We start from the raw sequence: 19,011 nt of genomic DNA, 5'->3' as shown, positions 1-19,011 counted from the left end.
GGAGAGATCACGGTGCCCCAGCGCCGCCCCCGACGGCCGCATCCGTTGCCGTGTCCCCCGCCGCGTCGGCCCCGATGGACTGTTCCCGGGGCGCCAGGGAGGCCAGGTCCCCGGTGTCGCCGAGGCGGAGGAGGAACGGGCGCAGCCTCGTGTAGCGGATCGCCGTGACGGAGCACGGGTCCACGTGGACGCGCTGGAAGAGGTCGAGATGCATGCCGAGCGCGTCGGCGACGAGCGCCTTGATGATGTCGCCGTGCGAGCACATCACGTAGGTGGCGTCGTCCCCGTGCTCGGCGCCGATCCGGGCGTTCCACTCCCGCACGGCCTCGACGGCCCGCGCCTGCATGGCCCGCATGGACTCACCGCCGGGGAACGCGGCGGAGGAGGGGTGCTGCTGCACGACGGTCATCAGCGGTTCGTCGGAGAGCTCGGCGAGTTTGCGGCCCGACCAGTCGCCGTAGTCGCACTCGCTGATCCCCTCCTCGGTGTGCAGCGGGAGCCCGGGGCGGGCGTCGAGCAGCGGCTGGAGGGTCTCGCGGCAGCGCTGCAGGGGGCTGCTGACGGCCGCGGCGAATTCGAGGGCGGCCAGCCGGCCGGGGAGCGCGGCGGCCTGTTCGGCACCGCGTTCGTCGAGGGCGACGCCGGGGGTCCGCCCGGCGAGCACTCCGGAGGTGTTGGCGGTCGAGCGTCCGTGGCGTACGAGGATGAGCGTGGGCATACGTGCCAGCGTAGAGGTGCGTGAACGGTCCGCGGCAGGGAAGAATGCGCGGGATGATCGTCGACTGCGGAATTTACCGGGACGGGCGCAGGACCGAGGGTCCCGCCGACTTCTCCGATGCCCTCGACGAGGCACGTGCGAGCGGGGACGCGTTCCTCTGGATCGGGCTGCACGAGCCGACGGAGAAGGAGTTCGACCTCGTCACCAGCGAGTTCTCCCTGCACCCGCTGGCGGTCGAGGACGCGCTGCGCGCCCATCAGCGGCCCAAGCTGGAGATCTACGACGACTCGCTGTTCGTGGTGATCAAGCCCGTGGTCTACGAGCAGAAGAGCGACACCGTGAGCGCCGGTGAGCTGATGCTGTTCATAGGGGATTCGTTCGTGGTGACGGTGCGGCACGGCGAGGGCGCGCCTCTCGCGGCGGTGCGCCGGCGCCTGGAGGCCGAGCCCGAAGTCCTCAGGCACGGGCCCACATCGGTGCTCTACGCGGTCAGCGACGCGGTGGTGGACCACTACATCGAGGTCGCCGCGGAGCTCCAGATCGACCTGGAGGAGCTGGAGGCCCAGGTGTTCGCCCCGACCGGCTCGGGGGACTCCTCGAACACCGCCGCGAGCATCTACACCTTCAAACGGCAGGTGCTCGAGTTCCGCCGGGCGACCAACCCGCTGAGCGCCCCGATGGCGCGGCTGGCGAGTCCGGGCGTGCCCTTCGTCGACTCCGGCTCGCAGCCCTTCTTCCGCGACGTGAACGACCATCTGACCCGCGCCGTCGAGCATGTGGAAGGGCTCGACCGGCTGCTCTCGGACATCCTGTCGGCGCACCTGGCGCAGGTCGGCGTGCGGCAGAACGACGACATGCGGAAGATCTCGGCGTGGGCCGCCATGGCCGCCGTACCGACGATGGTGGCCGGGATCTACGGCATGAACTTCCGCCACATGCCGGAGCTCGACTACGTGTGGACGTATCCGACGGTGATCGCGCTGATGGGCTTCGCGGTCTTCGGCCTGCACCGTCTGTTCAAGCGCCGGGGCTGGCTGTAGCCCGCCCGGTCTCAGGCGTACTCGGTCTCCGGCACGGCCGGACCGCCCAGCGCGTTCACCAGTGAGGGCTGTTCGAGGCTCACCATGCGCCGCCAGCCCACCAGCCGCTCGTAGGCGTACATCGCGTGGATGCCGGCCGCCAGCACGGCTCCCTTGGCGCGGGGCCAGCCCAGCACGTCTCCCATGTGGCTCATGACGGCGAGGCTGACGTCGCGGTACACACGGATCTCGGCGTGGGCGCAGTCGCGCAGCACGGACTGGATGGTCCGGCCGTGCCCGGCCCTGGCGAAGCGGAGGAGTTCCTCGTGGCAGTACGCGAGGTGGTTGTCCTCGTCCCGGGAGATCATCCGCACGGCGCGGCCGATGGAGGGGTGGTCGGAGAAGTACTTGAGCAGGAGCCGCATCTGCTCGGACGCCCGCTGTTCGGTGACCCGGCTGTGGGACAGGTAGACGATGATGTCGCGCTCGGTGAGCGGCGTCTCGCCGCCGAGCCGTTCGTGGGAGAGACCGATGCCCTGGCGCTCCAGCAGGAGGGTGTAGTCCGTCTCGTACGGCACCGCGACGGGTTCGAGCCCGCGCTGCTTCAGCAGGGCGTTGAAGATCCGGCCGTGCTTGTCCTCGTCGGCACCGTGCCGGGTGATCTTGGGTGCGAGCTCGCGCAGTCCGGCGGGGACCAGGGCGGCGATGCGCCCGTTCTCCCAGCCCCCCTGCGACTCCCCGCCGGCCGCGATCGAGCAGAAGAGCCGGAACGACTCGTCGTTGTCGAGGATCTCCTGGAACAGACTCTTTGCCGAGAGCATCACTGCCACCTTTCGCACCGGTGTCCGCAGAGGCACAGTCAAATTCGGTACGCGTCGGTAGGCAACACGAGGGGGTCCGGGCGGGTCCGAACGGGCGCCGCGCGGCGCCCGGACCTGCTCCGGTGTCCCGGCAGGGGGACGGGCCGTAACCGGGAGGGGGCCGGGCGCGTTGTTCCGTACGACGGCCGTGGCGGGGAGGACCCCCGAGCCCCCACCACGGCCGTAGTGCTGCGCCCGGGACTACCGCTCCGTGGCGGTCACGGGGCCGGTACGGCTCACGCGGCCAGGCCGGAGCGCTCCAGGGCCTCGGTGCCCGCGCGCAGGGCCGCGATCCGCTCGTCGAGCGTGAAGCCGGCCGGTGCGAGGGTCAGTGTGGTGACACCGGCCGCCGCGTAGGCCCGCATCCGGTCGGCGATGCGCTCCACCGAGCCGAGCAGCGTGGTCTTGTCGATGAGCTCGTGCGGTACGGCCGCCGCCGCGCCGGTCTTGTCCCCCGAGAGGTACTTGTCCTGGATCTCGGCGGCTTCCTTCTCGTAGCCCATGCGCTGGGCGAGCTGGTTGTAGAAGTTCTGCTTGCGGCTGCCCATGCCGCCGACGTACAGGGCGGTGTAGGGGCGGAACATGTCGGCCAGGCCGTTGATGTCGTCGCCGACGGCCAGGGGGACGGTCGGACAGACGTCGAAGCCCTCCATCGTCTTCCCCGCCTTCTCGCGTCCGGCCCGCAGGTGCCGCACCGCGGTCTCCTCGAGGTGCTCGGCGGCCGGGAAGATCAGCAGAGCGCCGTCGGCGATCTCACCGGTCTGTTCGAGGTTCTTCGGTCCGATGGCGGCGATGTAGAGCGGAATGTGCTCGCGCTGCGGGTGGACGGTCAGCTTGATGGGCTTGCCGGGGCCGTCGGGCAGCGGCAGCGTCCAGTGCTCGCCCTCGTAGGACAGCCGCTCACGGGACATCGCCTTGCGCACGATCTCGACGTACTCGCGGGTGCGGGCCAGCGGCTTGTCGAACTTGACGCCGTACCAGCCCTCGGAGACCTGCGGCCCCGAGACGCCCAGACCGAGGCGGAACCGGCCCCCGGAGATGGAGTCGAGGGTGGCCGCGGTCATCGCCGTCATGGCGGGCTGGCGGGCGGGGATCTGCATGATGGCGGAGCCCACGTCGATGGACTCGGTCTGGGCGGCGACCCAGGCGAGGACCGTCGGCACATCGGAGCCGTAGGCCTCGGCCGCCCAGCAGACGTCGTAGCCGAGCCGGTCGGCCTCCTGGGCGACGGCGAGGTTGTCGCCGTCCATGCCCGCACCCCAGTAACCGAGATTGATGCCGAGCCGCATACCCACACTCCCTCTACTGATCAGTAACGTTCTGTGTCCCGGACTCTAGCGCGGGTGGCCGGAATCCGGCAGGCTCGCCCGGGTGCGGCCCGTTGTCCACAGGCTTCCACCCTGTCGGGCCCTGGCCAGTAATCTCAGCGCCCATGGAGCAGAGGCATCTCGGCCGTACCGGCCTTCGCGTGTCCCGGATCGGGCTGGGCACCCTCACCTGGGGCCGGGACACCGACGAACACGACGCCGCCGACCAGCTGAAGGCCTTCTGGGACGTGGGCGGCACTCTCGTCGACACCGCCGACGTCTACGGCGGCGGGGAGGCCGAGTACCTCCTGGGGCGGCTTCTGGACAATCTGGTGCCGCGCCAGGATCTGGTCATCGCGACCAAGGCGGGCAGCGTGCCCGATCCGTACCGCCGCTCCGACGGATCGCGCGGGCATCTGCTCGCCGCGCTCGACGCGTCGCTGCGGCGGCTGGGGACGGACTACGTCGATCTGTGGCAGATCCACGCCTTCGATCCGGTGACCCCTCTGGAGGAGACCCTTCAGGCGCTGGACCTGGCGGTGTCGTCGGGGCGCGTCCGCTATGCCGGGGTGTCTGGCTTCAGCGGCTGGCAGCTGGCCAAGGCGGCGACGTGGCAGCTCGCCGCGCCCGGGCAGCGCACGAGGCTCGCGTGCACGCAGATGGAGTACTCGCTGTTGCAGCGGGGCGTCGAGCGGGAGGTGCTGCCCGCGGCGCTGGACCTCGGCGTGGGCCTGCTCCCGTCGTCCCCGCTCGGCCGCGGGGTGCTGACCGGCAAGTACCGCACGGGTACGCCGTCCGGCTCGCGCGGCGCGTCGGAGCAGCTGGCCCCGTTCGTCGAGCCGTATCTCGACGAGCCCGCGAGCAGGATCGTGGACGCGGTCGCCACGGCCGCCGACGGCCTCGCCACGACGCCCCTCCAGGTCGCGCTCGCCTGGGTGCGGGACCGGCCGGGGGTGGTGGCTCCGGTGGTCGGCGCACGCAACGCGCAGCAGCTGACCGAGGCGTTGTCGGTGGAGGCGCTTAGTCTTCCTGACGAGATCTGCCAGGCGCTCGACGATGTGTCGGCGCCCGTGCACCGCTATCCCGACCAGGACTGGAGCACGCTGTGACTGCGCATCCCCGGGGAGAGACCCCGGACCCCGCGGCCGAGAACGACGAGGACCGCGAGGACGCGGGCCCCGGGGCCGCCGGCACGCCCGGCACGGCGGACGCGGCCGGTGCGCCGGACGCGGACCCGGCCGGTGCGTCCGAGGACGCCGACGAGGCGGGTGCGGCGACCCCGGAGGGGACCGAGGAGACCGAGGAGACCGACGGGAGCACGGGGGACGCGGAGCAAACTCCCGGCGCGGCCGGGCTGTCGGAGGCCGAGGCGGAGCTGGCCGCACAGCGCGAGCTGCGCCGGCGCATCGAGCAGCGCAAGGCCGAGAAGGACGGGCCCATCGAGGCCGGCACGAAGCTGAGCGGCCCGGCCGCCGACCTGCTCGCGGCCGTACGGGCCGTGGAGAGCGGGGAGAAGTCCGGCGCCGCCTTCTTCGACTCCCCCGGGTCCGCGCCCGCACCCCGCCGCACGGCTCCCACGCCCGAGCCCGTGCGTCCGTCGCACGTCCCGGAGCGGCCCGCCGCGCGGGTGGCCTCCCCCGAGGCGGCGGCATCGGTCGCGTCGGTGCTCGCCCAGGGCGGGGCTCCCGAGGCCCTGGCGGGCCCGGCCGCCGCGACGCTGGGCGAGCAGGCCGCGGACCTCCTGCGACAGGACCCCTGGCAGCTGCTGTCCGTGCCGGGCGTCCGGCCGGAACAGGCGGACGGCTTCGCGCGGGCGCTGCTGGGCGCGGAGTGCGGCCCCGACGACGAGCGGCGTACGGCTGCTCTCGTGGCCTGGCTTCTGGAGCGGGCCGCGCTGCGTGGTCACACCGCGCTGGACGCGGACGCGGTGCGCGAGGGCCTGGCCGGGTTCGCGGTGACCGATCCCGGGGCGGCCGTCGAGAACGCCGTAGCGGAGGGCGTCGTGCTGGTCTTCCAGGAAGGCGTGGACGCCACCGGGGAGCCGGAAGCCGCGGAGGAGTCCGCCGAGCACCCCGAGGGCGACGAGGAGGGGACGGGGGGCGACGAGGAGCCGGTGCAGGTGCTGCTCGGGCTCGACCGTTACGCCCTGGCCGAGGAGAGCCTGGCCGACGGCCTGGCCCGGCTGGTCAACTCCTGCGAGAAGGGCGGCGACTGGGCCGACGCGGCTGCCGCCGCCTCCTCGCCCTCGGCGGCCGAGCTGATCCGGACGGCCGCCACCGCGGGCCTCGTCGTCCACAGCGGCGGCGAGAGCGCCCGGGCCGAGCCCGCCGCCCTGATCACCGCGGCGCACGGGCTCGGGCTGCGGGCCCTCGGCACCACGCACAGCACCGACGGGCTGCGCCGGCTTGCGGACGCCGTCGGCGATCCCCGGTCCGCCGCCACCCTGTCCGCCCTGCTCTCCGGCGAGAGCGGGCACGGCCGGGACGCGGACGGCGCGTTCGCGCTCGACCTGCTGGTCGTGCTGGACGCCCCTCAGCTCGACGTGGAGACGGCCGCGATGCTGGTGGAGTCCCTCGCGGACGGGACCCGGCTGGTGCTGAGCGGTGATCCGGGGGTGCTCGGATCCGCCGGTGCGGGGCGGGTGTTCGCGGACGTGATCGCGGCACGCGCCTGTCCTCACGTGGTCTCGCGCACGCCCGATCCCGGACCGATCGGCGAACTGGTCTCGGGCATCGGCATCGGCGAGCTGGCCCAGGTCGAGGCGCCGGGCAAGGAAGTGGTGATCGTGCCCGTGCGTGACGCGGGGGAGGCGGTCCACCGCACGGTCCAGCTGGTGGCCGACTCGGTGCCGCGCGCCATCGGCGTGCCCTCGGCCGACACTCAGGTGATCACCGTCGGCCACGGCGGCTCGGCGGGCACGAGGGCGCTGAACACCGCGCTCAAGCAGCGGCTCAATCCGGGGCCGGGCCGGTTCGGCGGCTTCGACCCCGGGGACCGCGTGGTCCACGTGCCCGCGCCGGGCAGGGCGGTGCCCGGCTCGGTGGTCTCGGCCGACGCCGAGGGCCTCCATCTGGACTGCGGTGGCACCCCCGTCGTCGTACCGCCGGACCGCGTGGAGTCCTCCGTACGCCACAGCTGGGCGCTCAGCGCCCATCAGGCGGCCGGGATCCGCTGGCCCGCCGCCGTCGTCGTCCTGCCGGGCGACGCGGCTCAGGGGCTCAGCAGGCCCTGGGTGTACACCGCGTTCAGCCGTGGGGAACGGCACCTGTCCGTGGTGCACGGCGTGGACCAGGCCCTGCCGCGCGCGGTGGCCGAGGTCCCGGCCCAGGAGCGCACGACCCGGCTGCGCCCCCTGCTGGAGGCGCTGCCGACGCCGGACGCCTCGTAGCGGTCAGGGACGGCCCGGGAGGATGCCGGGCCGTTCCTGCCGGTCGCCGTCCAGCTCGTCGTCCTCGTCGAAGACGGCGCTGACGTCGAAGCGGCAGACCACCAGCGCGGGGTCGGCGTCCTCGAAGGGCGCCCCGAGCCACTCCCCCGGCTCGGGAAGGTCCTCCAGGGCGGAGACCCAGAGGGTGGAATCGCCCTCCTCCAGGCCGAACTCCTTGTGCCGGGAGGCGATTTCGTCCGCCTCGTACTCGCCGAACAGCACACCGATCGCGGCGTGCACCCCGGCACCCGCGACCGTGACCGGGGCGGCGTCCTGGGCGTCCGGGTCGAGGTCGGCGAGCCGTTGCGCCTGGGCGATCAGCCGCTCCGGCTCGGCCACCGCGTAGTCGCGCCTGATCAGGACACTGAGGGCGTGCGGCTCCTCCGGGCCCGCGTAGGGCGGGAGGGAGTCCTCGGCGCCAGGGATCTCGAAGGGGGTGACCTCGTCGTAACGGTCGTAGAGCAGTTCGTCGTAGACCTCGGCCGCGGCGGCCAGTGCGTTGAACGCGTCGTAGACGGCGGGGTCGTCGTCTCCTGTACGGCGTTCGACGGCCTCGAGGTGGCGGTCGAGCGCGGTTTTGACTGCATCGGCGGCGGCGCGTACCTCGGCAGCGGTGGGCTGCGCAGCATCAGACATGGGACAGACGCTATCCGTACCGGGGGTCTGCCCGCACAATAGATGCGATGCCGGAATACGAATTTATCGACGTGTACGTGCCGCGCGGGGTGTCCCGCAAGGAGGCGACCCGACTGCTGACCGACCATGCCGAGTACGGGCACTGGGAGTTGGACCGGCTGACGCTGCGCCTCGACGGCAGCCGCCGGGTGCGGCTGCGCCGCCGCATCATCCGCCAGCTCCGGGCCACCTGGTAGCACGAAGCGGGTTCCGCGTGCGCGGAACCCGCTCGTCGCACCGGGTCGTGATGCCGTTACGCGGCGCTGCGCGACCGCCGGTACAGGACCGTGCCCGCGCCGGCGAGCAGCATGCCCGCGCTCGCCGGGATCAGCAGGCCGAGCCCGCCCGCACCGGTCTGCGCGAGCTGCTCGCCCGGTACGAGCTGGGTCTCGGGAGCATGGGGGGATTCCGGCGTGACCGGGGTCTCCGGGGTGTGCGGCGTCTGCGGGACGACGGGGGGTGGGGCCGCCTCGTCGCCGTTCTCGCAGTCGTTGCCGAAGACCGGGTTGAGCAGTCCGACGACGGAGACGCTGTTGCCGCAGACGTTGACCGGGATCTCCACCGGCGCCTGCACCTGGTTGCCGGAGAGGATGCCGGGCGAACCGGTCGTCTCCGCCTGTGCCGAGGTGCCGGGGGCCCGGTGCCTGCCTGTTCCCTCACCGCCGTCGCGCCCGCCCTGGTGGCCGGACGCCTGGCTGCCGGAGTGGTGCCCGGCGGCGCCGCCGTCCGAGGTGGACGTGTGGCCGGAGCCCGAGGAGCCGTTTCCGCACTCGTTCCCGCTCGCGGGATTGAGCAGACCGCCGACGTCCACGGAGTTGCCGCAGACGTTGACGGGAACGTCGATCGGGACCTGGATCGAGTTCCCCGAGAGCACTCCCGGTGAGTTCGACGCACCTGAGGACGCTCCCGCGTCGGCGTGTGCGTAGCCACCACCGAGCGCGAGCACTCCGCCCGCCGCTGCCATGGTGATCAGGCCTTTACGTGTGACCTGTCGCATAGGTTGCTTTCCTGCCTTCTGCCTACCGAAATGCCCCGGGCACAGCCGTGCGCGGGGCCGAATGCCCAGCGGCCCCGGAGTGCATGGCGCGCACTCCGGGGCCGACCGGACTCAAACCCTCACGGGTTGACGCGCATCGTCACGCGTTGACGCAGGTGTTGCCGAAGGCGGGGTTCAGCAGCCCGATCACGGAGATGGTGTTGCCGCACACGTTCACCGGAACGTGGACCGGAACCTGGATGACGTTGCCCGAGAGCACGCCGGGGCTGCCGATGGCGGCACCCTGGGCACCGGCGTCGGCGGAAGCCATACCCGCACCCGCGAGCACGAGACCACCGGTAGCAGCCGCGATTGCGACGACCTTCTTGATCATTATTCCTCCTGTGTTGACAAGTGCGGTCCCAGCCGCGGACCGCATCACGTGTAACGAGGAGGTGGTGAGGGGGCTACGAGCGGACGATCTCTTTCACCCTTTCCGGTGAGGTGCGTACAGGCGGGCGAATCCGGTCGCGCGGGCGACGTCAGGAGTGATCGATGAACCGGTCGAGCACCCGGGCCCCGAAGGTCAGGCCCTCCACCGGAACCCGCTCGTCCACCCCGTGGAACATGCCGGCGAAGTCCAGCTCCGGCGGGAGCTTCAGAGGGGCGAAACCGAAGCAGCGGATGCCGAGGTCGTCGAAGGACTTCGCGTCGGTGCCGCCGGAGAGCATGTAGGGCACCGCGCGCGCGATCGGGTCCTCGGCCTTCAGCGCGAGCTGCATGGCGTCGACGAGGGAGCCGTCGAAGCTGGTCTCCAGGGCCTTGTCGCCATGGACGTCCTCGCGCCTCACCTTCGGGCCGAGGATGCGGTCGAGGTCGGCCAGGAACTCGTCCTCGAAGCCGGGCAGGAAGCGGCCGTCGACGTGGGCGGTGGCCTGCCCGGGGATCACGTTGACCTTGTAACCGGCACCGAGCATGGTGGGCGCCGCGGAGTTGCGCAGGGTCGCGCCGATCATCTTGGCGATCCCGCCGAGCTTGGCGAGCGTCGCCTCCATGTCCTCGGGGTCGAGCTCCGTGCCGAGCGCGTCGGAGAGCTCGTCGAGGAAGGACCGTACGGTCTTGGTCACCCTGACCGGCCACTTGTGGCGCCCGAGCCGCCCGACGGCCTCACAGAGCTCGGTGATCGCGTTGTCGGTGTTGGTCATCGAGCCGTGCCCGGCGGTGCCGTCCACTGTGAGCCGCATCCAGTGCATGCCCTTCTCCGCGGTCTCCACCAGGTAGAGGCGCAGGTTCTCGTTGACGGTGAAGGAGAAGCCGCCGACCTCGCCGATCGCCTCGGTCACGCCGTCGAAGAGGTCCCTGTGGTTGTCGACGAGGTGGCGAGCGCCGTACGTGCCGCCCGCCTCCTCGTCGGCGAGGAAGGCCAGGACGATGTCGCGCGGGGGCTTGCGGCCGGTGCGCATCCGGTCGCGTACGACCGCGAGGGTCATCGCGTCCATGTCCTTCATGTCGACCGCGCCGCGGCCCCAGACGCAGCCGTCCGCGATCTCCCCGGAGAACGGGTCGTGGGTCCAGTCCGCCGCGTTGGCGGGCACGACGTCGGTGTGCCCGTGGATCAGCAGCGCGGGCCTGGAGGGGTCCTCGCCCTCGATCCTGGCCACGGTCGAGGCGCGGCCCTTGTGGGACTCGAAGATCTTCGGTTCCAGACCGACCTCGGCGAGCTTCTCGGCGATGTACTCGGCCGCGGCACGCTCCCCGGGGCCGGAGTGGTCGCCGTAGTTGCTGGTGTCGATACGGATCAGGTCACGACAGAGGTCCACGACCTCACTCTCGGCGGACTTGCCGATGCCGGCCGGGGCCGTGTTGCTCTCGCTCACGCTGCTTCCTTCCACTGTCGCGGTGGTACTCCCCCTCATCCTCCCGCGCCCGCCCCGCACACCCAAGGCCGCCCGGCCACCGTCATGCGCCTTTCACATGCCCGGGGGCGTGATCGAGCACCCCCGAATGTTTGCTATGGTTTTCCACGTCGGAACGGGCACCGCCCGGAAGACACACCCGGTCCGGGTGGCGGAATGGCAGACGCGCTAGCTTGAGGTGCTAGTGCCCTTTATCGGGCGTGGGGGTTCAAGTCCCCCCTCGGACACAGCGGAAAACCCCCAGGTCACCTGGGGGTTTTCGCGTTTCCGGGACCCTCGGCCGGCCAGGCGTTCCACCGGCGGGCCCGCGCCCGGGTGACCCGCCGGCCCCGGCGGGCGGGCCGGGGACGGACGAAGCCCCCGGGCGCGGCCCGCCCGGAGGTCTCCGCCTTCTCCCGTGCCTAGTCCTTGATGCGCAGGAACGTCACGGAGTGCGCCGGGAACGTATGGGTGAATCGCGCCCCGTCGATGCGCAGGGTCGACTTCCTCGGGGCCACCGGGCGGTCGTCGGCGGTGTTCACCGCGTCCGGGGCCGCTCGGAGGGTGGTCAGCCGCGCGAGGGACGAGGCAGGTTCCGCGCCCAGGTCGATCCGGGTCCTGGCGTCGGCCGCCTGGGCGTTCACGACCTTGACGACGAGCTCGCCCGTGGCGTCGTCCCGGGTGACCACCTGCCGGAAGGGTTCGGCCGGCTTGTCGTCGGTGAAGGTGCCCCACTGCTCACCGTCGAGGAAGAGGGTGACCTGACGGCCGCGCACCTGGATGTGGATGTCGTACGTGCGTCCCGTCTCGATCGTGGTGGCGTCCTCGGTCATCGTCTGCTTGGCGCCGTCGACCGTCTTCTCCACGGCGGAGCGGGTGTTGCCCCAGCCGCCGAGGTTCCACCAGTAGGTGTTGCCGGTGTCCTTGACCCCGAAGGCGACGAGGAAGCCCTCCTTGCCCGACTTCTTGGTGGCCTCGACCCGCAGGTCGTAGTTCTGCCAGCCGGGGTCCCCCGCCGTGACCAGGGTGTTCTCGGCGGTCTCGTCCCTCTGGACGTACGCCCCGTCCTCGACGGCCCAGGTGCCCGTTCCCGTCGCCCGCGTCCACTGTGCGTCGCCGCCGGAGAAGTCGTCGCTCAGCAGCGGCGCACCGTCCTCCCCGGTGACCCGGACGTTGTCGTACGCGGCGCTGGTCGCCCAGGTCGACAGCCCCACGGCGCCCGTGATCGGGGCGGTGGCGGCGGGTGTCGTGGAGGCGGTGCTCGGCACGACGCGGTCGCCGACGTTGTTCATGAAGAGCTTCTGCATCTCGTAGTTCGCGGATCCCCATGACTTCTCGTTGTCGAACCAGATCAGGTCCGGCCGCCACTGGGAGTCGTTCGCGTCGGCGAGGAGCGGGGCGTAGGAGGCGAGCTTCACGACGTCGGCGTTGCGTTCCAGCCCCGTCATGAAGGCGGCTTCGGCGAGCGCGTTGGAGAAGCGGTTGTCGAGGGAGGCGTATTCGCCGAGGAACACCTTCGGACCCTGGCGGTCGTAGGTGTCGTAGCGCCCGTTGTTCTCCAGGAACCACTGCGGGCTGTTGTAGTAGTGCTCGTCGACCATGGCCACGTCCGCGTCGCGGTTGAGCTGCCAGGCGCGGTCGAACGTCGTGCCGCTGTCGTCGGGGCCGGAGTTGCTGACGACGGTGATGTCCGGGTACTTCGCCGCGATGGCCTCGCGGAATTCGGTGAAGCGGGCGAAGAACTCGTCGGGGAGGTTCTCCTCGTTGCCGACCGCGAGGTGGGTGAGGCCGAAGGGCGCGCGGTGCCCCATGGCGGCGCGCGCGGCGCCCCAGGTGGAGTCGGCCGGGCCGTTGGCGAACTCGATCAGGTCGAGGGTGTCCTGGATGTGCCGGCGCAGCAGGGCGGGGTCGTCGGTCGCCTTGTTCTGGCCGCAGCCGGTGACGAGGGCGGGCACGACCGGGAGGGCCGTCGCGCCGATGTCCTCGGCGAACTGGAAGTACTCGTAGTAACCCAGGCCGTAGGTCTGGTTGTAGCCCCAGAAGTTGGCGTTGACGGGGCGCTGCTCGACGGGCCCGATGGTCTCCTTCCACTGGTACGAGCGCTTCCGCTCCCAGCCCGGCGCCTCGTAGGCCTCATGGCTCCCTGTGTTGACGATGCAGCCGCCGGGGAAACGCAGGAAGCCCGGGTTCAGGGCGGCGGTCTTCTCCGCGAGGTCCTTGCGCAGGCCGTTGGCCCGGCCCTTGTAGGTGTCGCGGGGGAAGAGCGAGATCATGTCGAGCCGTACGGTGCCGCTGCCGCCCGCCGTGACGGTCAGCCGGCCGTCCGGCGCGGAGGTGCGGGCGGTGAGGGTGCCGGTGTACTTCTTCCAGCGGTCGCCGCGGGCCGTGATCCGCAGGGGTGCGGTGAGCGCGGTGCCGTCGGCCGCTGTGGCGGCGACGGTCAGCGCGGTCGAGGGGCGGTCGGTGCGGGCCCAGACGGAGAAGTCGTAACGCTCGCCCTTGCGCAGGGTCAGGCCCTGGTTGTAGCCGGAGTTGGTGACGCCGAAGCCGCCGTCGCGCTCCCCCGTGCCTTCGAGGTCGAGGCGGAGGTAGCGCCGGTTGCGCTCGCCCAGCCGCTGTTCGTCGTCCACGGTCCCGGCGCTTCCGGTGCCGCCCGCCACAGAGGTCTCGCTCCACGCGGTCATGGGCGAGTACGCGGCGTTGTCGGCGCGGTCGTACTCGAAGGAGCGGTTCTGGACGAGCTCGGCGTAGAGGCCGCCGTCGGCCGCGTGGTTGATGTCCTCGTAGAAGACCCCGTACATCGAGTCGCTGATCACAGGGCCCGTGCGGTCCGGGTGGACGGTGAGCGAGTAGTCGGTCGGCTCCGCCACGGGGGCGCCGTCGTCGGCGCGGGTGGGCGCTGCCACCAGCGTGCCGAGCATGAGGGCGATGACCGGGACGGTGAGTCTCGGCCACAGGTGCGGGTGCGGCATGGACGCTCCAGGGATCATTGTTCGAGATATCGGACGTTGCCCAGAACTTCGAACGTAAGATAGGCAGGGCTCGGCAGCGCGTCAACGGATCGGCCAACATCCGTATCGCGGTTACCGGTTGCCTCTCCTGACCCACGCACCCCATGGCCCGGCCGCTCGGCGGCGCACGACGCACCGCCGGCCCGGGTCGGCGCTCCGGGGGCGGGGACCTTCCGGTCTGCGCCCCTACTCCTGGCCCGCTCGGGCGTCGTGGGCCGGAAGCAGCCGCGGAACCGCCCGGACGTACACGACCATGCCGATCACCTCGACGAGGGTCTGGGTGACCACGACGACCGCGGCGACGGCCAGGGAGTCGGGCAGGGCCAGGGCGAGCGGGAGGACGACGAGGGAGTTGCGGGTCGCGCCGGTGAACACGACGGCCCGCCCGTCGGGGGCGTCGAGGCGGAAGAGACGGGCGACGGCCCGCCCCATGAAGGCCATCACGAGCAGGAACAGGACGTAGAACGGGACGACCCGCCCCACGTCGGCCAGACTGTCGCCGAGCTTGGGGACCTGGGAGGCCACCACGGTCAAAAGGGTGGCGGCCATCAGCGGGACCATCGTGGCGCCCATCGCGTCAGCCGCCTTCCGCCCGGCGGCGCGGCGGGCGGCCCACGCCTGGGTGAGCCAGGCCAGGGCGAGCGGGATGACGATCAGGATCAGGAACGCGTCGAGGAACGGGCCGGGTTCCACGACGTCGGCCAGGCCGGAGCCCATGAACAGCAGCAGGAAGACGGGCAGCAGGATCATCTGGGCCAGCAGGAGCAGCGGGGTCGCGGCCAGAAGCCGCCGGCTGCTGCCGCCGGCCAGCCCACTGAAGACGATGACGTAGTCGACGCACGGGGCCAGCAGGACCAGCAGCACCCCCAGGCGGACGGCCTGGCCGGCGGGCAGGAAGGGGAACATGGCCGCCACGAGCAGCGGCACCACCACGAAGTTGACCACCAGGGCCGCGGCCAGGAACCGGCCCGCGCGCAGCGAGCGGAGCAGCTCGGCCGCGGGCACCTGCAGGAACGTCACGTAGAGCAGCACGGCGAGCACCGGGTTGATGGCGTGCTCCAGGCCCGGACCGGCACCGGGAGCCACCCGGCCGACCAGGCCGCCGGCCGCCAGGGCGCCGATGTAGACGGCGACCTGATGGCGCTCCATGACGTCGATCGGGCCGGATGACTGCGGCAACGTACGTACTCCTCCTGGGAAACGGCGGGACGGACCTCCGGGCCGCGGGGGTGCGGACCGGGGGCGGTGGGCGGCGGCCCGTCGGGCAGGCGGCCCCGCGGCGCCGTGGAACCGCTCAGTGGCCGCCGGGACACCGCCGCGTGGGTCGAGCCGGGAGATCCGGATCGCGCCCACCCCCAGACCGTAATCCCTCACCCCGACTCGGGGGTCGGCCCGAGGCGGCACCGGCCTGATCAGCCCGCTCGGCTTCGCCGCCCCGGCCGCCTCCACGCCCGGGGAACGCATGGGCCGGACCATGGGATCGGCCGGACTCGGCCGCGAACTCGGTGACGCCGGAGGCCCCCTGCTCGTCGCCGGTGTCGCCACCGTCTCGACCCTCACCGCCGGTTACGACGCCCTCGCGATCCTGCTGGCGGCCGGCCCGCCGCTCGCCCTGGCACTCCGCCGACGCGCGGAGCCCAAGGAGTCCAAGGAGTCCGCGGAGCCCACGGGCCGGTGGACCGGACACCCGGCGGGCCCCGGAAACCCCGCCACCGGCTCCCTCGCCCGAACCCGGCGGACTCCGGAACCGGGAGCCGGTACCGGCCGGAGCACCGGCCTCAGGAGCGCCCGGGGGTCCCGAAGTCCGGGGTGCCGTCCGCGCGCCAGCCGAACGGCTGGACGTGCGTGTGCCGGTTGGGGTCGTCCAGCGGGTCGCCGGTGATCACCTCGTACGGCCTGGCGTGGTAGACCAGCACGTCCGTGCGGCCGTCGTCGGCGACGGTGAAGGAGTTGTGGCCCGGGCCGTACTGCCCGGTCGCCGCGCTGCTCGCGAAGACCGGCTCCGGGGACTTGGTCCAGGACGCCGGGTCCATCAGGTCGCTCCCCTCGTCCGCGTCGAGAAGGCCCATGCAGTAGTTCGCGTCGGTGGCGCTCGCGGAGTACGTCATGAAGACCCGGCCGTTGCGATGGACGACCGCGGGGCCCTCGTTGACCGCGAAGCCGACGCGTTCCCAGGCGTACTCGGGCGTGCTGAGGCGGATCTGCGGTCCCTTCAGGGTCCAGGGGTCGGCCATCCTGGAGAGGAAGATCCCGGTGTTGGCGTCCTGCCCGGGCTCCTGCTGGGCCCAGGCGAGGTAGCGCTCGCCCCGGTGCGTGAAGGTGTGGGCGTCCAGCGAGAAGGTGTCCCAGGCCGTGGCGATCCGCCCCTTCTCGGTCCAGGTGCCCCTGAGCGGGTCCGGGTGGGTGTTCTCCAGCACCCAGATCCGTATTTTCCATACGTCGTCGGCGGGCGCGGCGGCGAAGTGGACGTACCAGGCGCCGTCGGCGTGGTGGAGCTCCGGGGCCCAGATGTGGGCTCCCATGTCACCGGTGGCATGCCTGGTCCAGATGACCGATTCCTCGGCCGTGGCCAGTCCGTCCAGGGTGCGGGAGGAGCGCAGGACGATCCGGTCGTACGAGGGGACGCTCGCCGTGAAGTAGTAACGGCCGTCCGTGTGCCGGGTGATGTGCGGGTCGGCGCGCCGCTCGGCCAGCGGGTCGCGGAAGGCCGGCCGGTCCGCGGGGCGGGGGCTCATCGGACCGCGCGGGGCGCGAGCAGCCCCTGGTCGCGGAGTCCGGCGAGGACGAGGGCGGCGTACTCACCGGCACCGCGGACCGAGGTGTGGGTGTTGTCGCGCTTCTCGTCGTAGAGGTAGAGGGCCTTGGATCCCTCAGGACCGAGCTCCTCGACCCGGGCCTTGGTCAGGGCCGTGAGGTCGACGAGCGGGGTGTCCTGCTCGTCGGCGAGCGCGCGCATCTCGGCGGGCAGGTCCACCCCCAGGCCGTTGACGAGCAGCGCGGTGCCGTTGTCGAGCGTGCCGTCGGTGTTGAACCAGCGGCGGACGATCGGCGTGACGAGCACGGGCCGCCCGCCCTCGGCGCGTACGTTCTCGATCATCGTGGTGAGGTTGGCCCGGTAGGTCTCGCGGTCGGTCTGCTTGTCGTTGTGGGCCAGCTGGACGAGGACCAGGTCGCCGTGGTGGATGCGGGCGCGCAGCGCGGGGAAGAGCACGGGCTTGTCGAGGAAGGACTGCGACCCCTCCCCGGAGGCGGCGTAGTTGGCGACCGTCACACGGTCGGTGAGGTACTGCGGGAGCTGCTGGCCCCAGCCGGTGTACGGTTCGCCGGCCTGGTCGCAGACGGTGGAGTCGCCCGCCAGGAGGATCTGGGGCGTACGGACGCGCTCGACGTGCAGCCCGGCGAGCTGCGGGGCGGCGCCGCCGACGACGAGGTCGAGACCGGGGCTGCCGGTGGCCCCGGTGGGCTCGCCCTCCGGGTCGCGGACGTCCACGGTGAAGCTGCGGCGGACCGTCTCGCCCGGGGCGGTGGGCGTCTCGGCAAGCATGGCTCTGCGGGTCTCGGCGGTCACGGCGGTGGAGCCCGCGACGGAGCCGCCGCCCAGCACGAGCCGGACGCGGTAGGTGCCGGGTGCGACGTCGAAGTGGCAGACGACGGGTGAGTCGCCCGCGCAGCCGGCGAGGCCGCTCCCCGCGCCGGGGACGGCGTCCCGCGCGAGGGCGGGTGCGGCGGCGGTGGTGGTCAGGACGGCGACGGCGGCAACGGCGGTGCAGGCGGCCAGCAGGGCTGTTCCGGTTCGGCGCATGACGGGCTCCTCGTCGAAGAACGGGTTCGGCTGATCGGGCGGACGGCTCGGCGAGCCGCTCGTTGAATGGATTCAACGAGCGGGAACCCTAGCGGCATCGGCAAGCGCTTTCTACGGTGCGGACGATTCCGCCCCGCACCCTTGACGCGCCCCGCCGACCCCCATACGGTCAGTCCGGTTGCGCGAACGCCGTCCGGTATCACGAACATCCACAGGACCCCGTGCACAGCACCGAATGCGCCGGGAAGCCGGGAGCCCGCAGCGGCCGGAGCGGACGCGGCTGACGGAGGCACGGCCGACGAGCGCGCGCGCCGGTGGGATGATGGAGGGGCTGCGCCCGTCCGTGCCGGGCCCCTCCGGCGACAAGGACCATGCGATGAGAGGACGGGCCAGACCGCCCGCCGCCCCGCTCCCCCAGCGCGCGGGAGTGGACCCGGTGCGGGTCCGTCTCCCCGCCGACCCGGCCGGTGCCTGGCCCACCGTCCGGGACCATCTGCTGGACCGGTTCGCGGGGGCGGTCGGCGCCGGACGGGTGGACGCCATGCTGGCCGACGGCCGTTTCGTCGGGGCCGACGGGGCCCCGGTGCGGGCCGACGAGCCGTACACCGCCGGACGCCACCTCTTCTTCCACAGGGACTTCGCGCCCGAGGAGCCGGTGCCCTTCCCCGTCGGTGTCGTCCACCGCGACGAACACCTGGTGATCGCGGACAAGCCGCACTTCCTGGCCACCACCCCGCGCGGCCGGCACATCACCCAGACCCTGGTCGCGCGGCTGCGCGACGAACTGGGGCTGCCGGAGCTCCAGCCCGCCCACCGGCTGGACCGGCTGACGGCGGGTCTGGTGCTCTGTGTCGTACGGCCCCAGGACCGGGGCGCTTACCAGACACTGTTCAGGGACCGGCAGGTACGCAAGGAGTACGAGGCGGTGGCGCCGTACGATCCCGCTCTCGCGCTCCCCCGCACGGTGCGCAGCAGGATCGTGAAGGAGCGCGGGGTGATCGCCGCGCGTGAGGAACCCGGGGCGCCGAACAGCGAGAGCCGGATCGAGCTGCTGGAGCACCGGGGCGGGCTCGGGCGGTACAGGCTGCTGCCCGCGACCGGGCGCACCCATCAGCTGCGGGTCCATATGAACGCGCTGGGGCTGCCTCTGGTGAACGATCCGGTCTATCCGGTGGTGGAGCCCGAGCCGGCGGCCGTGGACTACGGCCGGCCGCTGCAACTGCTGGCGAAGGTACTGGAGTTCACCGATCCGGTCACGGGTGAGCCGCGCCGCTTCGGGAGCGGGCTGCGGCTGGCCGCGTGGCCGGACCGGTGAGACGGT

16 protein-coding genes and 1 tRNA gene are annotated in these 19,011 nt (G+C 72.2%); 6 read left to right on the top strand and 11 right to left on the bottom strand.

All coding sequences use genetic code 11. The features are described from left to right. Positions 1–7: 7 nt before the first annotated feature. Entirely contained in the window at positions 8–718 is a 711-nt protein-coding gene (locus AMK10_RS28985; protein WP_073751341.1) for a histidine phosphatase family protein, read from the bottom strand. A 44-nt stretch (positions 719–762) separates the two neighbouring features. Here AMK10_RS28985 and AMK10_RS28980 point away from each other — a divergent pair, with 44 nt between their 5' ends. After that, positions 763–1,758 (top strand): magnesium and cobalt transport protein CorA, encoded by a 996-nt coding sequence (locus tag AMK10_RS28980; protein ID WP_073751340.1) that lies wholly within the window; start codon positions 763–765, stop codon positions 1,756–1,758. A gap of 11 nt (positions 1,759–1,769) precedes the next feature. Here AMK10_RS28980 and AMK10_RS28975 read toward each other — a convergent pair whose 3' ends face one another. Both AMK10_RS28975 and AMK10_RS28970 read right to left on the bottom strand, forming a co-directional pair. Then, positions 1,770–2,558 (bottom strand): ferritin-like domain-containing protein, encoded by a 789-nt coding sequence (locus AMK10_RS28975; RefSeq protein WP_073751339.1) that lies wholly within the window; start codon positions 2,556–2,558, stop codon positions 1,770–1,772. Between the two features lie 275 nt (positions 2,559–2,833). Beyond that, complete coding sequence (locus AMK10_RS28970) at positions 2,834–3,886, bottom strand: LLM class F420-dependent oxidoreductase (protein ID WP_073751338.1); 1,053 nt, start codon at positions 3,884–3,886, stop codon at positions 2,834–2,836. Positions 3,887–4,029: 143 nt separating this feature from the next. Here AMK10_RS28970 and AMK10_RS28965 point away from each other — a divergent pair, with 143 nt between their 5' ends. After that, entirely contained in the window at positions 4,030–5,013 is a 984-nt protein-coding gene (locus AMK10_RS28965) for an aldo/keto reductase (protein ID WP_073751337.1), read from the top strand. Next, the gene (locus AMK10_RS28960) at positions 5,010–7,292 is read left to right on the top strand and encodes an ATP-dependent DNA helicase (protein ID WP_073751336.1); all 2,283 of its coding nucleotides are present in this window, start codon (positions 5,010–5,012) and stop codon (positions 7,290–7,292) included. Before AMK10_RS28965 ends, AMK10_RS28960 begins: the two co-directional genes overlap by 4 nt. A gap of 3 nt (positions 7,293–7,295) precedes the next feature. Here the strand turns inward: AMK10_RS28960 and AMK10_RS28955 are convergent, their stop codons facing one another. Further along, positions 7,296–7,967: a hypothetical protein gene (locus AMK10_RS28955; protein WP_073751335.1), complete on the bottom strand. Its 672-nt coding sequence runs from the start codon at positions 7,965–7,967 to the stop codon at positions 7,296–7,298. Between the two features lie 47 nt (positions 7,968–8,014). On the opposite strand from AMK10_RS28955, the gene AMK10_RS28950 reads away from it, so the two are divergent. Then, positions 8,015–8,203 (top strand): DUF5703 family protein, encoded by a 189-nt coding sequence (locus AMK10_RS28950; RefSeq protein WP_073751333.1) that lies wholly within the window; start codon positions 8,015–8,017, stop codon positions 8,201–8,203. A gap of 56 nt (positions 8,204–8,259) precedes the next feature. Here AMK10_RS28950 and AMK10_RS28945 read toward each other — a convergent pair whose 3' ends face one another. From AMK10_RS28945 to AMK10_RS28935, 3 genes are all read right to left on the bottom strand, one after another. Beyond that, the gene (locus tag AMK10_RS28945) at positions 8,260–9,003 is read right to left on the bottom strand and encodes a chaplin (RefSeq protein ID WP_073751331.1); all 744 of its coding nucleotides are present in this window, start codon (positions 9,001–9,003) and stop codon (positions 8,260–8,262) included. Positions 9,004–9,142: 139 nt separating this feature from the next. After that, complete coding sequence (gene chpH, locus AMK10_RS28940; protein WP_073751329.1) at positions 9,143–9,376, bottom strand: chaplin ChpH; 234 nt, start codon at positions 9,374–9,376, stop codon at positions 9,143–9,145. A 148-nt stretch (positions 9,377–9,524) separates the two neighbouring features. Continuing rightward, positions 9,525–10,859: a M20/M25/M40 family metallo-hydrolase gene (locus AMK10_RS28935; RefSeq protein ID WP_073751327.1), complete on the bottom strand. Its 1,335-nt coding sequence runs from the start codon at positions 10,857–10,859 to the stop codon at positions 9,525–9,527. A gap of 181 nt (positions 10,860–11,040) precedes the next feature. Between AMK10_RS28935 and AMK10_RS28930 the strand changes: the two genes are divergently transcribed. Further along, a tRNA-Leu gene (locus AMK10_RS28930) sits at positions 11,041–11,125 on the top strand. Positions 11,126–11,299: 174 nt separating this feature from the next. On the opposite strand, the gene AMK10_RS28925 is transcribed toward AMK10_RS28930, so the two are convergent. The 4 genes from AMK10_RS28925 to AMK10_RS28905 form a co-directional block, all read right to left on the bottom strand. Continuing rightward, the gene (locus tag AMK10_RS28925; RefSeq protein WP_073751325.1) at positions 11,300–13,849 is read right to left on the bottom strand and encodes an alpha-L-arabinofuranosidase C-terminal domain-containing protein; all 2,550 of its coding nucleotides are present in this window, start codon (positions 13,847–13,849) and stop codon (positions 11,300–11,302) included. Between the two features lie 225 nt (positions 13,850–14,074). Further along, positions 14,075–15,037, bottom strand: coding sequence for an arsenic resistance protein (locus AMK10_RS28920; protein ID WP_079180923.1), 963 nt, complete (start codon positions 15,035–15,037; stop codon positions 14,075–14,077). Positions 15,038–15,666: 629 nt separating this feature from the next. Then, positions 15,667–16,623, bottom strand: coding sequence for a glycoside hydrolase family 43 protein (locus tag AMK10_RS28910; RefSeq protein ID WP_073751321.1), 957 nt, complete (start codon positions 16,621–16,623; stop codon positions 15,667–15,669). Further along, entirely contained in the window at positions 16,620–17,690 is a 1,071-nt protein-coding gene (locus tag AMK10_RS28905) for a rhamnogalacturonan acetylesterase (RefSeq protein WP_073751319.1), read from the bottom strand. The genes AMK10_RS28910 and AMK10_RS28905 overlap by 4 nt, the downstream gene beginning before the upstream one ends. A gap of 376 nt (positions 17,691–18,066) precedes the next feature. Between AMK10_RS28905 and AMK10_RS28900 the strand changes: the two genes are divergently transcribed. Beyond that, entirely contained in the window at positions 18,067–19,005 is a 939-nt protein-coding gene (locus tag AMK10_RS28900) for a pseudouridine synthase (RefSeq protein WP_073751990.1), read from the top strand. Positions 19,006–19,011 lie beyond the last annotated feature (6 nt).

It is taken from the genome of Streptomyces sp. CB02058, assembly GCF_001905505.1.
Taxonomy (GTDB): Bacteria; Actinomycetota; Actinomycetes; order Streptomycetales; family Streptomycetaceae; genus Streptomyces.
The sequence above is the reverse complement of the archived record's forward strand: the minus strand, read 5'-3'. Positions and strand labels throughout refer to the sequence as shown.

Coding starts and splice junctions, on each gene's coding strand:
- AMK10_RS28910 (WP_073751321.1), bottom strand. CDS start 16,623: ATGAGCCCCCGCCCCGCGGACCGGCCGGCCTTCCGCGACCCGCTGGCC.
- AMK10_RS28905 (WP_073751319.1), bottom strand. CDS start 17,690: ATGCGCCGAACCGGAACAGCCCTGCTGGCCGCCTGCACCGCCGTTGCC.
- AMK10_RS28965 (WP_073751337.1), top strand. CDS start 4,030: ATGGAGCAGAGGCATCTCGGCCGTACCGGCCTTCGCGTGTCCCGGATC.
- AMK10_RS28920 (WP_079180923.1), bottom strand. CDS start 15,037: ATGGAGCGCCATCAGGTCGCCGTCTACATCGGCGCCCTGGCGGCCGGC.
- AMK10_RS28900 (WP_073751990.1), top strand. CDS start 18,067: ATGAGAGGACGGGCCAGACCGCCCGCCGCCCCGCTCCCCCAGCGCGCG.
- chpH (WP_073751329.1), bottom strand. CDS start 9,376: ATGATCAAGAAGGTCGTCGCAATCGCGGCTGCTACCGGTGGTCTCGTG.
- AMK10_RS28950 (WP_073751333.1), top strand. CDS start 8,015: ATGCCGGAATACGAATTTATCGACGTGTACGTGCCGCGCGGGGTGTCC.
- AMK10_RS28975 (WP_073751339.1), bottom strand. CDS start 2,558: ATGCTCTCGGCAAAGAGTCTGTTCCAGGAGATCCTCGACAACGACGAG.
- AMK10_RS28945 (WP_073751331.1), bottom strand. CDS start 9,003: ATGCGACAGGTCACACGTAAAGGCCTGATCACCATGGCAGCGGCGGGC.
- AMK10_RS28985 (WP_073751341.1), bottom strand. CDS start 718: ATGCCCACGCTCATCCTCGTACGCCACGGACGCTCGACCGCCAACACC.
- AMK10_RS28925 (WP_073751325.1), bottom strand. CDS start 13,849: ATGCCGCACCCGCACCTGTGGCCGAGACTCACCGTCCCGGTCATCGCC.
- AMK10_RS28955 (WP_073751335.1), bottom strand. CDS start 7,967: ATGTCTGATGCTGCGCAGCCCACCGCTGCCGAGGTACGCGCCGCCGCC.
- AMK10_RS28980 (WP_073751340.1), top strand. CDS start 763: ATGCGCGGGATGATCGTCGACTGCGGAATTTACCGGGACGGGCGCAGG.
- AMK10_RS28970 (WP_073751338.1), bottom strand. CDS start 3,886: ATGCGGCTCGGCATCAATCTCGGTTACTGGGGTGCGGGCATGGACGGC.